This window comes from Fusobacterium sp. FSA-380-WT-3A, assembly GCF_012843705.1.
GTDB lineage: Bacteria > Fusobacteriota > Fusobacteriia > Fusobacteriales > Fusobacteriaceae > Fusobacterium_B.
In genome coordinates, this window is the sequence record NZ_JABAFQ010000015.1 from 1 (window position 1) to 14,712 (window position 14,712).

At 24.0% G+C, this 14,712-nt stretch carries 14 protein-coding genes; 12 read left to right on the forward strand and 2 right to left on the reverse strand.

What is annotated here, in order from left to right; all coding sequences use genetic code 11:
- Positions 1-1,276 precede the first annotated feature (1,276 nt).
- The 7 genes from HF862_RS08205 (at position 1,277) to yvcK (ending at position 7,947) form a co-directional block, all read left to right on the forward strand.
- Positions 1,277-2,434, forward strand: a complete 1,158-nt coding sequence (locus HF862_RS08205; protein ID WP_170187387.1) for a nucleotidyltransferase — start codon at positions 1,277-1,279, stop codon at positions 2,432-2,434.
- Positions 2,435-2,494: 60 nt separating this feature from the next.
- Positions 2,495-3,787: an MFS transporter gene (locus HF862_RS08210; RefSeq protein ID WP_170187388.1), complete on the forward strand. Its 1,293-nt coding sequence runs from the start codon at positions 2,495-2,497 to the stop codon at positions 3,785-3,787.
- A gap of 21 nt (positions 3,788-3,808) precedes the next feature.
- Positions 3,809-5,125, forward strand: coding sequence for a ComEC/Rec2 family competence protein (locus HF862_RS08215; protein WP_170187389.1), 1,317 nt, complete (start codon positions 3,809-3,811; stop codon positions 5,123-5,125).
- A gap of 25 nt (positions 5,126-5,150) precedes the next feature.
- Positions 5,151-5,729 carry a YigZ family protein gene (locus HF862_RS08220; RefSeq protein WP_170187390.1) on the forward strand — a complete coding sequence of 193 codons (579 nt, stop codon included), beginning with the start codon at positions 5,151-5,153 and terminating at the stop codon, positions 5,727-5,729.
- Positions 5,730-5,793: 64 nt separating this feature from the next.
- On the forward strand, positions 5,794-6,108 hold the full coding sequence (locus HF862_RS08225; protein WP_170187391.1) for a hypothetical protein: 315 nt from the start codon (positions 5,794-5,796) through the stop codon (positions 6,106-6,108).
- Positions 6,109-6,273: 165 nt separating this feature from the next.
- A complete protein-coding gene (locus tag HF862_RS08230) occupies positions 6,274-6,822 on the forward strand; it encodes a ferritin family protein (protein WP_170187392.1) in 549 nt (182 codons plus the stop codon).
- 153 nt (positions 6,823-6,975) lie between these two features.
- Positions 6,976-7,947, forward strand: a complete 972-nt coding sequence (gene yvcK, locus HF862_RS08235) for a uridine diphosphate-N-acetylglucosamine-binding protein YvcK (protein WP_170187393.1) — start codon at positions 6,976-6,978, stop codon at positions 7,945-7,947.
- 54 nt (positions 7,948-8,001) lie between these two features.
- Here the strand turns inward: yvcK and HF862_RS08240 are convergent, their stop codons facing one another.
- Positions 8,002-9,879, reverse strand: coding sequence for an Hsp70 family protein (locus HF862_RS08240; RefSeq protein WP_170187394.1), 1,878 nt, complete (start codon positions 9,877-9,879; stop codon positions 8,002-8,004).
- Between the two features lie 10 nt (positions 9,880-9,889).
- On the reverse strand, positions 9,890-10,744 hold the full coding sequence (locus HF862_RS08245) for a hypothetical protein (RefSeq protein ID WP_170187395.1): 855 nt from the start codon (positions 10,742-10,744) through the stop codon (positions 9,890-9,892).
- 153 nt (positions 10,745-10,897) lie between these two features.
- Here HF862_RS08245 and cobU point away from each other — a divergent pair, with 153 nt between their 5' ends.
- From cobU to radC, 5 genes are read left to right on the forward strand one after another with little or no spacing between them, the layout of a single operon-like run.
- On the forward strand, positions 10,898-11,458 hold the full coding sequence (gene cobU, locus HF862_RS08250; protein ID WP_170187396.1) for a bifunctional adenosylcobinamide kinase/adenosylcobinamide-phosphate guanylyltransferase: 561 nt from the start codon (positions 10,898-10,900) through the stop codon (positions 11,456-11,458).
- Positions 11,459-11,479: 21 nt separating this feature from the next.
- The gene (gene cobS, locus HF862_RS08255) at positions 11,480-12,298 is read left to right on the forward strand and encodes an adenosylcobinamide-GDP ribazoletransferase (protein WP_170187397.1); all 819 of its coding nucleotides are present in this window, start codon (positions 11,480-11,482) and stop codon (positions 12,296-12,298) included.
- Between the two features lies 1 nt (position 12,299).
- Positions 12,300-12,887, forward strand: a complete 588-nt coding sequence (locus HF862_RS08260) for a histidine phosphatase family protein (protein ID WP_170187398.1) — start codon at positions 12,300-12,302, stop codon at positions 12,885-12,887.
- A gap of 6 nt (positions 12,888-12,893) precedes the next feature.
- Positions 12,894-13,949 (forward strand): nicotinate-nucleotide--dimethylbenzimidazole phosphoribosyltransferase, encoded by a 1,056-nt coding sequence (gene cobT, locus HF862_RS08265; protein ID WP_170187399.1) that lies wholly within the window; start codon positions 12,894-12,896, stop codon positions 13,947-13,949.
- A gap of 19 nt (positions 13,950-13,968) precedes the next feature.
- Positions 13,969-14,670, forward strand: coding sequence for a DNA repair protein RadC (gene radC, locus HF862_RS08270; protein WP_170187400.1), 702 nt, complete (start codon positions 13,969-13,971; stop codon positions 14,668-14,670).
- The last annotated feature ends 42 nt before the right edge of the window (positions 14,671-14,712 follow it).

Here is a 14,712-nt window from a genome sequence, read left to right on the forward strand (position 1 = left end):
AAACGCTGAAAGTACTTGGGGGGCAGCCCTCTGGGAGGATAGGAACTTGCCAACTTTTTAATTTTTTGGAAGAAATAGAGAGAGAAAATATATATTTAAATATTAAATGAAAAGCTGTGAGTAAAGAGTTATAGAATAGTCTATAGCTTTTTTTATTATTTGTTTAATATTTAAGGGGAAATTAATTATGGAAACATTAATGAAAAATTATTAAAAAATGAAAATTTTATTTTAAAAATTTATGATATAGAGGATTAATTTATTAAATAAAATAAATTATTTTTTATATTAACTATATTAATAGTTAATGAGAGTTATTTAATTTTAACTTATGGATTTTGAAGAAGAAAGAAAAATTCAGAAGTATTGTTTCGACAAAAAATAATAAATAATATTATTAAAATTAATTTGAATAGATATTATTATAGAATAGTATAAATCAAAATATAAAAGAGTTTTAGTAGCTTTTTATTACTCTTTGGAGAAATCATCAACTCTTTTATTAAAAATATAAAATTAACTCTAGATTTAGTTGATAGAAAAATTTATTTTAGAATTATGAAATTAAATTATCTAAAAAAATAATTAATAATAATGTAATAGTTGAATAAACTATTATTGTTAAAAATATTAATTTTCTAAAATATTTTATATATATGAACATTGAGATTTTCTAGAAAAGAAAGAGAATAGTTAAAAAATATATAAAAATATTTAAATGAAACTGAAATAAAATTTTTAAAATTAAAGGAAAGGGTTAATATAATTTATAAAATTATTAATTCTTATGGAGATAGAAAATTTAATAATTATAGATTAAAGAAAATATATGAAAAAAATTATAGAAAGAAATATTTATAAGAGAATGAAAATGAAATTAAATAAAAGAAAATATATATAAAATTAAAAAATTTTTAAAAATAAAAAAATATGAAATCTAAAATTTTAATGTAAGATAATTATAAGAATTTTATGAGAAGAATTTTTATATAATAGTTATTTTTATGATATTTTTAGATTAAAAGTTAGAGTAGTATTTTATAGAAATTTTTTTGTTATTAAATAATAATAAAAAATCAAGGTTTTAAAAGTTATTTTAAAGTAAAAATAAATATAGAAAAATGTTATTAAAACTTTTATAATAAAAATTAAATAAGAGAAAAAAGAGGAGAAATTTGATAAAAAATAGAAAATTTTATTTTTTAGAGAAGAGATTATAGTTTGAAAAATAAAAGTATATGATATAATATATGAAAAAATTATAAAAAGGAGAAAAATGAAAAAGGCTGTAGGAATAGTAGTAGAATATAATCCATTTCATAACGGACATAAATATCATTTAGATAAAGCAAAAGAGTTGGGTAATATAGTGATAGGAGTAATGAGTGGAGATTATCTTCAAAGAGGTGAACCAGCTTTTATTAATAAATGGAGTAGAGCAGAGATAGCTTTAAAAGAAGGAATAGATATATTATGTGAATTGCCAAGTTATTATTCTACTCAAAGTGCGGAAATTTTTGCAAAATCTTCAATAGGAATATTAAAAAATTTAGGAGTGAGTACTATTCTTTTTGGTTCTGAAAGTTCAGATATAGAAAAATTAAAAAAAATATTAGAGTTAGAAAAAAATGAAGAATTTAATGAAGAAATAAAAAGAAATTTAGATAGAGGAATTTCTTATCCAAATGCTTATAGTTTAAGTATAAAAAAATTTTTTGAAGAGGATATAGAAATTAATTCAAATGATATATTAGGGATTGAATACTTGAGAGCTATAAAATATTATGATGAAAAAATTGAAGCTAAAACTTTAAAAAGAAGAGCGGGCGGATATTATTCACAAAAAGAAGAAAATAATATTATGAGTGCTACTGGAATAAGAAAATTAATGTTTGAAAATAAAAATATAGAAAATTTAGTAACTACAAATTCATTTGAGGTTTTAAGAAATCAAAGATTTACTAAAATAACAGAATTTTATCCATTAATAAGATATGCAATATTAACTAAAAAAGATAAATTATCTGATTATCAAGATGTAGAAAATGGATTAGAAAACAGAATCTATGAGATGGCTTTAAAATATGAAAATTATCAGGAATTTTTTAATAATCTTATTACTAAGAGATATACAATAGGAAGAATACAAAGAATATTGATTCATATTTTATTAGATATAACAAAAGAAGATACTAACTATTTAAAGGAAAATATACCTTATATAAGAATTTTGGGATTTTCTAAAAATGGAAGAGAATATTTAAAAAATATAGAAAAAAATAATGATATAAAAATATTAACTTCTTTTAAAAATATAAAAAAAATATTAAAAGAAAATGAAATAAAATTTTTAGAACTAAATGAAAGAGCTAGTATAATTTATAAAATTATTAATTCTTATGAAGATAGAAAAATTCCGATAATTACAGACTAATAAAAATATATGAAAGGAGGATTGTAGAAATAAATATTTATATTTATAATACAATAAAAAATGAAGTTAAATAAAAAAGTACAAGTTCTATATGGAATAGGAGTCAGTTATGCAATAGTAGACCAAATTTTTGCTCAGTGGTTAATTTATTTTTATCTCCCAACAGAAAGTTCTGGTCTAAAACCAATATTAACTCCTACTTTATTGTCAATAGCTTTGGCTATTTCAAGAGTAGTGGATATGATAACAGACCCAACAATAGGATATTTATCAGATAAAATAAATACTAGATGGGGAAGAAGAATACCATTTATAGCTATTGGAAGTATTCCTTTAGGAATTACAACAATTGCATTTTTTTATCCCCCAATCAGTAGTCAAATGAGTTCATTTATATATTTATCCATAGTGGGTTCTTTATTTTTCACTTTTTATACAATAGTTGGAGCTCCCTATAATGCTTTAATTCCTGAAATAGGTAATAGTATGGAAGAAAGATTGGGATTATCAACTTGGCAGTCTGTATTTAGATTAATTTATACAGCAATAGCAATGGTTTTACCAGGAGTGATTATTGAAAAATTAGGGAATGGAAATTCATTAGTTGGAATTAGATATATGGTAATTATTTTTAGTATAATTTCAATTATAGGTGGATTTATTACTGTTTTTGGTGTAAAAGAAAAAGATTATTCTAAAGGAGAAGTTTCTAAAATTTCTTTTAAGGAAACTATAGATTCAATAAAAAGTTATAAAAGTTTTTATTATTATTTATTTGGACTATTATTTTTCTTTATAGGATTTAATACTTTAAGGGCTACAATGAACTACTATGTAGAAGACATTATGGGATATGGAAAATTTCAAATAACTATTGCTTCAGCTATTTTATTTGGAATGTCAGCTTTATTTTTCTATCCAACAAATATAATTTCTAAAAAAATAGGATACAGAAAAGTTATGCTTGGATGTTTAGGGCTTCTAATAATATTTACAGGAATGTTATTTTTAATAGGAAAAGTAATTCCACCATCAAGTGGTTTTATAATTTTTGCTTTATTAGGAATACCAATTGCAGGAGGAGCTTTTATTTTTCCACCAGCAATGTTAAGTGAGATAAGTAATAAAATTAGTGAAAAAACAGGAAATAAAATAGAAGGAATTTGTTTTGGAATACAAGGATTTTTCTTAAAACTAGCTTTTATGTTGTCAGTTCTTGTATTACCTCATATATTAGCATTAAATACTCAAGGAAATGAAAGTGTAACAAAATATGGAATATATATGACAGCTATTTTTTCTTTGGTATCTTTTATAATTTCAGGATATTTTTACTATAAATATGAAGAATAGATAAAAATTTAGGGGAAAATAATGGAAAGTATTTACATAATAGCAATTATATTTTTCTTTTTAGAATCATTGATATATTTTATTTCTCCAATCTCTATAACTTTTTTATCAATAATTTTATTGGGATATTTCTTTTGGATATTTAAAATAAAAAATATTGAAATTTATGTATTTTCTATACTTTTTTTATTGAGAATAATATTAGGAATAAACTTTAATAACTACAATATAGGAGATATTGTAGAAATTAAGACGGAAATTTTAAATGGAAGAGGAAAAATAGAAAAAATAGATAATAAGTTTTTAAAAGATTACAAATCAATATATGTAGAAAATATTGAAGAAGGAAATTATAAATTTATTGGTGAGATAAAAAAGATTCAAGACAAATATTTAATATTAGATATCTTTGAAAAAGAAAAAAGAGTAGAGAAAGATATAGAAATTATTTTAGAGAAAAAAATTATAAAATTAAGAAAGAATCTTTCCAATGGTTGTGTAAATTTAATTAAAGCAATGATATTAGGAGATAAAAGTAATGTTTATAGAGAAGTAGAAAATAAATTTAGATATTCAGGTGCCAGTCATCTATTAGCAATATCAGGGTTACATATAGGGATAATATCAGGAATTATTTTGTATGCTTTAGATAAACTTTTATTAAAAAAAGAGATAAAATATATTTTAGGACTTATTATTTTAAGTATATATGTTTTTTCTATAAAAATAAGTCCTTCAGTAATAAGAGCATATATAATGGGAGTTGTATATATAATTGGTAATATAATATATGAAAAAAATGATATAAAAAAATCTTTTTTAGTAGCTTTTATTATTAATTTATTGATATATCCAAACTCTTTTTCTAATATATCTTTTCTTATGTCATATCTTTGTGTTTTCACGATATTATGGATATATCCAAAATTTCAAATACAAATAAAAGTAAAAATGAAAAATTTGTGGAATTATTTGATATTTTTATTTTCTATTCAAATAATATTAACTCCTTTAACTTTATATTTTTTTAATACAATAAATTTTTTATCATTTTTTACAAATATAATATTAACTCCAATTGGTTCAGTTTTTATAATATTAGGTTTTGGAGCTATTATAATTCCATCTATATTTTCAAAATTTTATCTAATGATAGTAGAGGGAACTTATATATTATTAGAAAAATTTTTAAATCTTTTTGAAAAATTGCCATATCTTAGTTTGAAGATAGAGAATAAAATAGATTTTAAAATGATTATATTTTTTTATATAATTATTTTTGGAATAATATTCAGTAAAGAGTTAAAAAGTTATTTAAAAAATCAAAGAAAAATATAATTTTATCTAAATTATAGGAGAAAGAATGAAAACGGTAAAAAAGGAATGTTTTATAGAATTTGAAGAAAAAAAATCAAAATTTATTGGTTATATAAAGCCTGTATCTTCAAAAGAAGAGGCTGAGAAATTTATAGAAAAAATAAAACAAAAGCATTATGATGCTACTCATAATTGTAGTGCTTATAAATTAACAGAAAATGGGCAAGAATATTTTAAAGTAGATGATGATGGAGAACCAAAAGGTACTGCTGGAAAACCTATGGGAGATATAATCAACTACATGGAAGTAGAAAATCTAGTTGTGATTGCTACTAGATATTTTGGAGGAATAAAATTAGGAGCAGGGGGTCTTGTAAGAGCTTATGCAAAAACAGCAAAGTTAGCTATACAAGAATCAGAAATAGTTGACTATATAGAGAAAAAAACTTATCTTTTAGATTTTTCATATGATAAAGTTGGGGAAGTAGAGCAGATTATATTAAAAAATAATGATGAGATATTAGAAAAAGGATTTAATGATAAAGTAACATACAAGGTTATACTTTCAGAAAAATCCATTGAAGAATTGAAAAATAAAAAAGAGGTTTCAATAATAATAATTTAAAAGATTATTGACAACCTTAGAAAAAAAATATATACTTAAAATAAAAAGAAAGATGGAGGAAAATATGTTTTATAGTGCATTTATAGTTTTAAACAATGATGAAGTGAAAAGTTGGATAAATATTAATTCAAAAGAGGAATTCATGGAAAAAGTTTGCTCTCCATTTTTAAGTAATGATAAATTTCAATTTAATGGTGAAATAATAGATAAATCTCAAATAAAAGAGGTTAGGTTTGTAGAAACAGAAATGGAACAAATTGGAGATTATAAACTTATTTTAAGATATATAAAAGAAACAAAATGTTATGGAGATAAATTTGTGAGTGAAAAATACCCTATTTATTATGTAAAAGACATTACAAAGGAAATTATAAAATGATTATAAAATAGCTGTTATAGATTTATAGATAGATTTATTACAGCTTTTTTCATGAAAAATAAAAAAAGTTGTTGACAAAAATTATTAATTATGATAAAATTAAAACATAATTGAAATGAATACAATTTAGGAAAAAAGTTTAGGATAAAAATTAGGAGGAAAAAAATGAAAAAATTTAGATGTAAAGTTTGTGGAGCAATCGTAGAAGAAGGAATGGAAGTTTGTCCAGTATGTAAAGTAGGTCCAGATAAATGGGAAGAAATCGTTGAAGGAGAAGGAAGAGTTTGGGCTACTGAGCACAAAATCGGTGAAGGATTAGCTTGTGGAGACGAAGAAATAATTGCTGGATTAAGAGCTAACTTTGAAGGAGAATGTACAGAAGTTGGAATGTACTTAGCAATGTCAAGAGTTGCTGATAGAGAAGGATATCCAGAAGTAGCTGAAGCTTACAAAAGAATAGCGTTCGAAGAAGCTGAACATGCTGCTAAATTCGCTGAATTATTAGGAGAATGTGTAAGTGATTCTACTGAGAAAAACTTATCTATGAGAGTAGAAGCTGAGTATGGAGCAACAGCTGGAAAATTTGATATAGCTAAAAGAGCTAAACAATTAGGATTTGACGCTATCCACGATACAGTTCATGAAATGGCTAAAGATGAAGCTAGACATGGAAAAGCATTCAATGGATTATTAAATAGATACTTTGGAAAATAATTTTAAATAAAAAATAAAAGAAAAAGGATATTGAATTTTCAATATCCTTTTTTTTTTATTAAATATTAAAATAATAATAAAATTTTAATTTATTTTCTTGATTTTTTTCTTTTAATAGAGGATAATAAAATAAAAAATTATGGAGAAAGAGAGATGAATAAAAAACCAAAAGTAGTTGTTATTGGTGGAGGAAGCGGAATTTCAGTTGTATTAAGAGGATTAAAATATCTTCCAATAGAACTTACAGCCATTGTATCAGTAGCTGATGATGGTGGAAGTAGTGGAACTTTAAGAAAAGAATTTGATTCTCCTCCTCCTGGAGATTTAAGAAATGTTTTAATTGCTTTGAGTGATGTAGAACCAATAATAGAAGATGTTTTTCAATATAGATTTAATGAAAATACTTCTATAGGAGCTCATCCTTTAGGAAATCTATTAATAATGGCAATGAATGAAATAACAGGAAATATTGGAGAAGCTGTTGATAGACTAAGAAAACTTTTTAATATAAAAGCAAAAATATTACCTTCTACAATAGAAAATATAGTATTGTATGCTGAAACAGAAAATGGAAAAATAATAGAAGGTGAATCAAATATACCTTATAGTAATGAAAAAATAAAGAAAGTATTTTATAAGAAAAAAAGAAAAGCTCCTATAAAAAATTTACAAGTTTTAGAAGAGGCAGATTTAATAGTTTTTGGAATAGGGAGTTTATATACAAGTTTAATTCCAAACCTTTTGTTAGAAGGAGTAAAAGAGAGTTTGGAAAAAACAAAGGGAAAGATAGTGTATATCTGCAATGCTATGCAACAACCTGGAGAAACAACAGGATATAGTGCTGATGACCATATACAAGCTATTTGTGATGTAATTGGAGATAATATCATTGATGAAATAGTAGTAGACACTAGAGAAATTTCAGAAGAAATATTAAAAAGATATAAAAAACAAAATAGTGCTAGAGTTATAGTAGAAGAAGAAAAAATAAAAAAAAGAAACATAGAAATAATAGATAGGGATATATTAGAAATAGATTCAAAAGGGATGATAAGACATCATCCATACAAACTATCAGCGACATTATATTCTTTAATAGATAAATGGGAAGAGTTTTATAAATAATTTTTAAGAGGAGTTATTACTGATATATTCAGTAGTAACTCCTCTTTTTAATTTTTAGAAAATTAAAATTTCAACATCTTGAGCAAGTTTTTCTAATTTTAAATTTAATTCATTAGAAATATTTTTAGAAAGGTTTTCTATAAAATTATTATCAGTATTTTGTAATTCTTGAGCAATAGAATTAGCAAGTTTTTCTTTATTTTTTTCTGATAATAACATATCTTTTCTAACTAATTTTCTAGCAAGAATAGGAATTGATTTAGTCATAAATAAATTTTTGCTTTTATTAAATCCTATACTAGTAATAATAATTCCTAATAAAGCTCCTCCAATAAAACCAAGAGGACCAGTAGCAATAAGAGCTGTACCACTACCACCACAAATACTTCCAATTAAAACTCCAACTATTAGTGAAACAATACCATTTATAATATTTTCACCTTGAAGATTTTTTATAGAAAAAGAAAGATTATTGAAATTAGTATTTGTATCAATAGAAACAAGTCTCATTTCTTCCTTTGGAATTAAATATTTATTACAAATGTCATCAATAGAACTTTGTAAATTATGACAAAGTTTAAAAGACCATTTAATAATAATATCTTCTAATAAAAGTTTTATCTGTTCAGGAGAAAGGGTACTTTTAATTTGATTAGAAAGAATTTCATTCATATCCTGTATAGTATCTATTTTTCCTTTTTTCCAAAGAGAAATATTAGGAAGAACTGCATTATTTATTACATAATCTGTAAGTTTTTCTACAATAGAATAAATTAAATCATTTATTTCAATTTTTACATTTTTTTCTATAACTCCACTATTAATAAATTCTTTTACCTCTTTTCTAAATTCTCTAAGTCTTTCATCTATAATTCCAGAATAAGCTAATCCTTTTCCAATAGAAAATTCTGGTTCTTCAGAATTGACAATAATAGAGTTTGGAAAAGAAAATTTACATTGTTCTTTAAAGAATCTTATTCTAGAAGCTCCTCCTGTAAGAATAAGAAGTTTTGGGGGAGCGTCTTTTGTAACTTTAGCAGCCTCATATAAAGAGTATTGTAATCCTTCCATAAAAGATTTTCCATCAAGTTCTGGAATTGGTTTATTTATAATATTTCTTATAATTTCTGGACTTGCCTTAATAGTTAAGTTTTGCACTCCATCATAATATAATGAAAGTGATTCTTCATAGAATGAATCTTTATACAATTCCTCATTTGAAAAATATTTTTCTTTAACTTTTCTAGCCATTAATTGAGCATAACAACGCCAACCATAACTTTCTTCAAAAATTTCCTCTATTTTATTTTTGTGGATATTATTTTTTATAGCTTCTTGTAAAAGATATTCATCAATAATTCCACTACCAAGATTATTGTTTCCAAAAACTCCTATTCCTGTTTCTTTTCCATTAACAATATAAGCAAAGTCTAAAGTTGAAGAACCTATATCAATAACAAGTACACTTTCTTTTAAAAGTTCTGGATTAACTCTAATATTTTTAGCCTCTCTAGCATATAAAAAGGCTGCTCTGGACTCAGAAATAACTCTTACATTAGGAAGCCCAGAATTTTTTAATAATTCTTGATATACTTTTCTTTTTTCAAGATTCCAACCAGCAGGACAACCAACTGTTATTTGTACCTCTTCTCCTGATGTAAAATCTTTTATTTTATTGGCTACTCCTCTAGAAAAAGTTGTAATATCTTTTTCAGAAAATTTACTTTTAAATCTAACTCTTAAAGAATTTTTATTTCCAGAAGAGATAGCTTGTTCACCTATTAAAATTTCATTTTCTTCTAAAGCTACAGCAGATATAAAACTTGCTTTTTCATCTATTGGAAGTATTATTGGTTCAATATCCTTGCTTAAAGATGAAATTTGAGTAACAGTACTTTCTCCGTCACCTAAATCGAAACCTATATATCTCATATAAACTCCTTTAATTAATTTTTTTTGTAGCAATACCTCTAACTAAAATTTTATTGTTAGATTTATCTATGAAAGCTGATTTTATTGTCATTGAAGAATTTTTTGATGGTAAAATATCAAAATATTTTTCTTTATCATTTGAATATGAAATTTTTTTAATATTATTTTCTAGTAGTATACTTTGTATCTCTTTATTAAGAGAAGAAATAATATTTTCATTTTTTGTATTGTCAGCTTCATCAATTTTTTGAAATAACATTAAAATATCATTATTTAATTTTCCATCAGATTTATTTTCAAGATTATTGAGAATTTTAAATTCTTCAATGTATCTATCTATTGATTCCATAGAGTTATCCATATAATTTAAAATATTATTTATATCTATATTAATTTCTGTTTTTTGATTTTTTTCTATTTTTGATGAAATAGTTCTATATTTTTTTACAATAAAAAATAATAAGATTATTTCACAAATAAAACTTAGGAGAAAAGTAAAACTAATAAAATAATATTTATTTTTTAAAGAGTGAAAACCTCCTAAAATTATGGAATAAATTAGACCACAATGGAAAATAGTAGTAAAAATATTAGATAGTTTAGAATTTTTAACTGAATTATTTTCATTTGACCAAATAATAGTTTCACCAATAGTGTTGTAAAGATTTAGATTTTCTTTTAACATTGTAAAGATTATTCCAATTTGCTGTCTAAGTTTTATATTTTTTTCTTCGGACATAACTTCATGTTGGATAATTTCAATATTTTCTAATAAGATACTTTTAGCATCAAAAATATTTTTTTTATTTAAAAGAGATTGATTTATACTCTCTCTCATTTCTAGCCATTTATTTTTAGCTTTCATATGATTACACCTCCACTTATAATATTTTGACGAGAAAAAAAGAGATTTCGTTTAAATAAGTAAAATTTCTAGTTAAAAAAATATTTTCTCTTAGAAATTAGTAAAAATATATGGTATAATTAACATTAAGAAAAATATAAGGAGGATTTGATTTTGGGTAAGATAATCTATGTTAGTGGTGGAGCTCGTTCAGGAAAAAGTGGATATGCAGAAGATTATATAGCTGAAAGATATAGTAAAAAGATTTATCTAGCTACAGGAATAGCTTTTGATGATGAAATGAAAGATAAAATAGAAAAACATAAAAGAAGAAGAGGGAAAAATTGGAAAACTATAGAAAATTATAAAAATATTCCAAATCTTTTAAAGGAACATATGGAAGGGTATGACGTTGTTCTTCTTGATTGTTTAACAAATATGATAACTAACTATATGATATTAGATAATGAAAAAGATTGGGAAAAAATTTCTATGGAAGAGATAAATGGAATAAAAAAATTTATAACAAGAGAGATTGAAAGAATAATTCAATTTATAAGAGAAAATCCAATTGATATGGTAGTGGTAACTAATGAATTAGGAATGGGATTAGTACCAGATAATTACCTAGGAAGATATTTTAGAGAGATTGCAGGAAAAATAAATCAAATAGTGGCAAAGGAATCTGATGAAGCATATTTTGTAGTTTCAGGAATTCCTATGAAATTAAAATAGTTTTTGTTTTGGAGGATAGAAATGAAGGGGTTAATATTACTTTTTAAATTTATGACAAGATTACCAATTCCAATAGAACCTAAATTTGATTCTGAAGAATTAGGTAAAAGTATGAAATTTTTTCCTGTAGTTGGAATTGTAACAGGAATATTAATGTATATTTTTTATTTAGTAGGAGTACAATTTATTGGTTCTCCATTTGTATTAGCAACAGTATTAGTATTAATAGAGATTGGAATCACAGGAGCTATGCATCTTGATGGTTTATCTGATACCTTTGATGGAATTTTTAGTTATAGAAGTAAGCAAAAAATGCTTGAGATAATGAAAGATTCAAGAATAGGAGCCAATGGAGCCATTGCCTTAATTATGTATTTTCTATTAAAGATAATTATTTTAGGTTCTATTGAAATGGAAACTTCTTTAATGGGATTAGGTTTTTTATCATCAGAACTAAAAACTTTTGGAATGGGATTTGCTCTATTAGTTTCTCCAGTAATAGCTAGAGCTAATAGTGTACTAAATTGTGCTATGACTTCATATGCTAGAAGTTCTGGAAGTGCTAAGGATTTAGTAGAACAAACAGATAGAAAGGGAGCAACAATAGCAATTTTAATTTCTACAGTTTATTCTTTACTTGTTCAGGCTTTTCTATTTCCAAATTTAAATTCTGTTTATTTAGTAAATGTAATATTTGTAACTCATATTTTAGGAGCTTATTTTGTAAAATTAATGGAGAGAAAAATAGGTGGAGTTACAGGGGATACTTTAGGAGCTGTATTAGAATTATCACAATTAATAGTTTTATTAGGTATATATATAGCAATAGGAATAAGATAAAATGAAAAGAATAATTTTAGTAAGACATGGGCAAACTACTATGAATCTTCAAAAACTTTATTATGGATTTTTAGACCCTCATATGACAGAATTGGGAAAAGAACAAGTAATGAAGTCCAAAAAAATATTAGAGAAGATAGATTATGATGAGATAATATCCAGTGATTTAGATAGAGCTTATGAAACAGCCAAAATAATAAATTTTAAAAATTTAGAAATAAAGGTTTTTCCAGAAACAAGAGAATTAAATTTTGGAATATTTGAAGGATTAGCTTATGAGGAAATTAGAAAAAAATATCCAGAAGAATTACAAAAATCTATAGATGATTGGAAAAATTATTCTTTTGTTACAGGAGAAAGTCCTTATGATTTACAAAAAAGAGTTGTTAAATTTATAGATGAGTTAGAAGATAATAAAACTTATTTGTTAGCAACTCATTGGGGGGTTATTTGTACCTTATTAAGTTACCATTTTTCAAATGGATTAGATAGTTATTGGAAATATAAAATAGATAATGGGAGTATTACAATAATTGAATTTAGAGAGAAATATCCTTTATTATGCCAATTAAATTTGAAAGGGGATTAACTTAAAATGAAAAGATTTGAAGAAAGTTTAAGGGAAATATCTTTTTTAAATAAAAATTCAGAAAGAGAATGTAAAGATATATTAGATAAAAAAATGAAACCAATAGGAAGTTTAGGGGTAATGGAGGAAATAGCTGAGAAATTAGCTGGGATATTGCCTTATAATTTAAAAAGTATAAAAAGAAAAGGTTGTCACATTGTAGCAGTAGCTGATAATGGGATAATAGAGGAAAAAATTTCTCCATGTCCAGAAGAATATACTAGATTAGTGACAGAAGAGATGGTAAATGGTTTTGCTCCTATAAGTTTATTTTGTAAAAATTTAGGAGTAGATTTAAAAGTTATTGATGTTGGAATGAAAAAAAGTCTTTCTAAAAAATATCCAAATTTTTATATTTCAAAAGTTGTTAATGGAAGTAAGAATTTCAGAAAAGAACCAGCATTAACTGTTAATCAAGTTATTGATACAATAGAAAACGGAATATTTACAATAGAAGAGTTAGAAGAAGAATATGATGTATTTTCTACAGGAGAAATGGGAATAGGAAATACTACAACTTCTTCAGCAATATTATATTCTCTAACAAGATGTAGTATAGATGATGCTGTTGGAAAAGGTTCTGGAGCTGAAGGAGAAATATTAGAAAATAAAAAAAGAGTAATTTTTGAAAGTTGTATTAGATATAATACTTTTCAAATGAATCCAATAGAAATTTTAAGTCATGTAGGTGGACTTGATATAGCTTTTATGGTTGGTTTGTATATTGGGGCAGCAAGATATAGAAAACTTATATTAGTAGATGGATTTATATCAGCTGTAGCAGCTTTGATTGCTACCAAATTAAATCCTATTATAAAAAATTATATTTTAGTTACTCATTTAAGTGAGGAACCAGGAATGAAATTAGTTTTAAAAGAACTTGGAAAAGAACCTTTTTTAAATATGAAAATGAGATTAGGAGAGGGAACAGGAGCTGTATTTGCTTATCCAATGATTTGGGGAGCAGTAGATATATATGAGAAAATGAAAACTCCAAAAGAGGTGTATGATTTATTCTTTTAATTTTTAATTGGGAGAAAAGATGGAAAAGAAAAGTCAAGATGGAAAAGAGGGACATAGAAAAAGATTACAAGAAAGATATTTAAGTAAAGGATATAAAGCGTTAGCTGATTATGAAATAGTTGAATTTTTACTTTTTTTATTGATTCCTAGAAAAGATACAAAAAATATAGCAAAAGAATTGATTGAAAAATTTAATTCTTTAAAAGGAATACTTGAAGCAGATATAAAAGAATTAAAAAGTATAAAAGGATTGGGAGAAGTATCAATAACATATTTAAAATTTTTAGGTGATATGTACAGATACTATTATGAAGAAAATATATTAAAAGAAAGAGAAAATAATCCTATAAGTATAAAAACTAAAAATCAATTAATAAATTATTTGAGGACAGATATTGGTATTTCAAAAATAGAGGAGTTTAAGGTTCTATTTTTAAATTCAAACAATGAAGTTTTAGGAATAGAAACTTTATTTCAAGGAACTATTGATAAAAGTGCTGTTTATCCAAGAAAAATTTTAGAAAGAGTTTTATTTTATAATGCACGTTCAATAGTATTTTCTCATAACCATCCATCAGGAAATACTACTCCATCGTCAAAGGATATAGAAATAACAAAGATGATGAAAGATTTTTTTAAAATGGTAGATGTAAGTATTTTAGACCATATAATAATATCAAAAGATTCTTATTTTAGTTTTTTAGAAGAGGGATTTATATAGATTAGGGGGATACATGAATAATAATATAGAAAATTTAGAAAA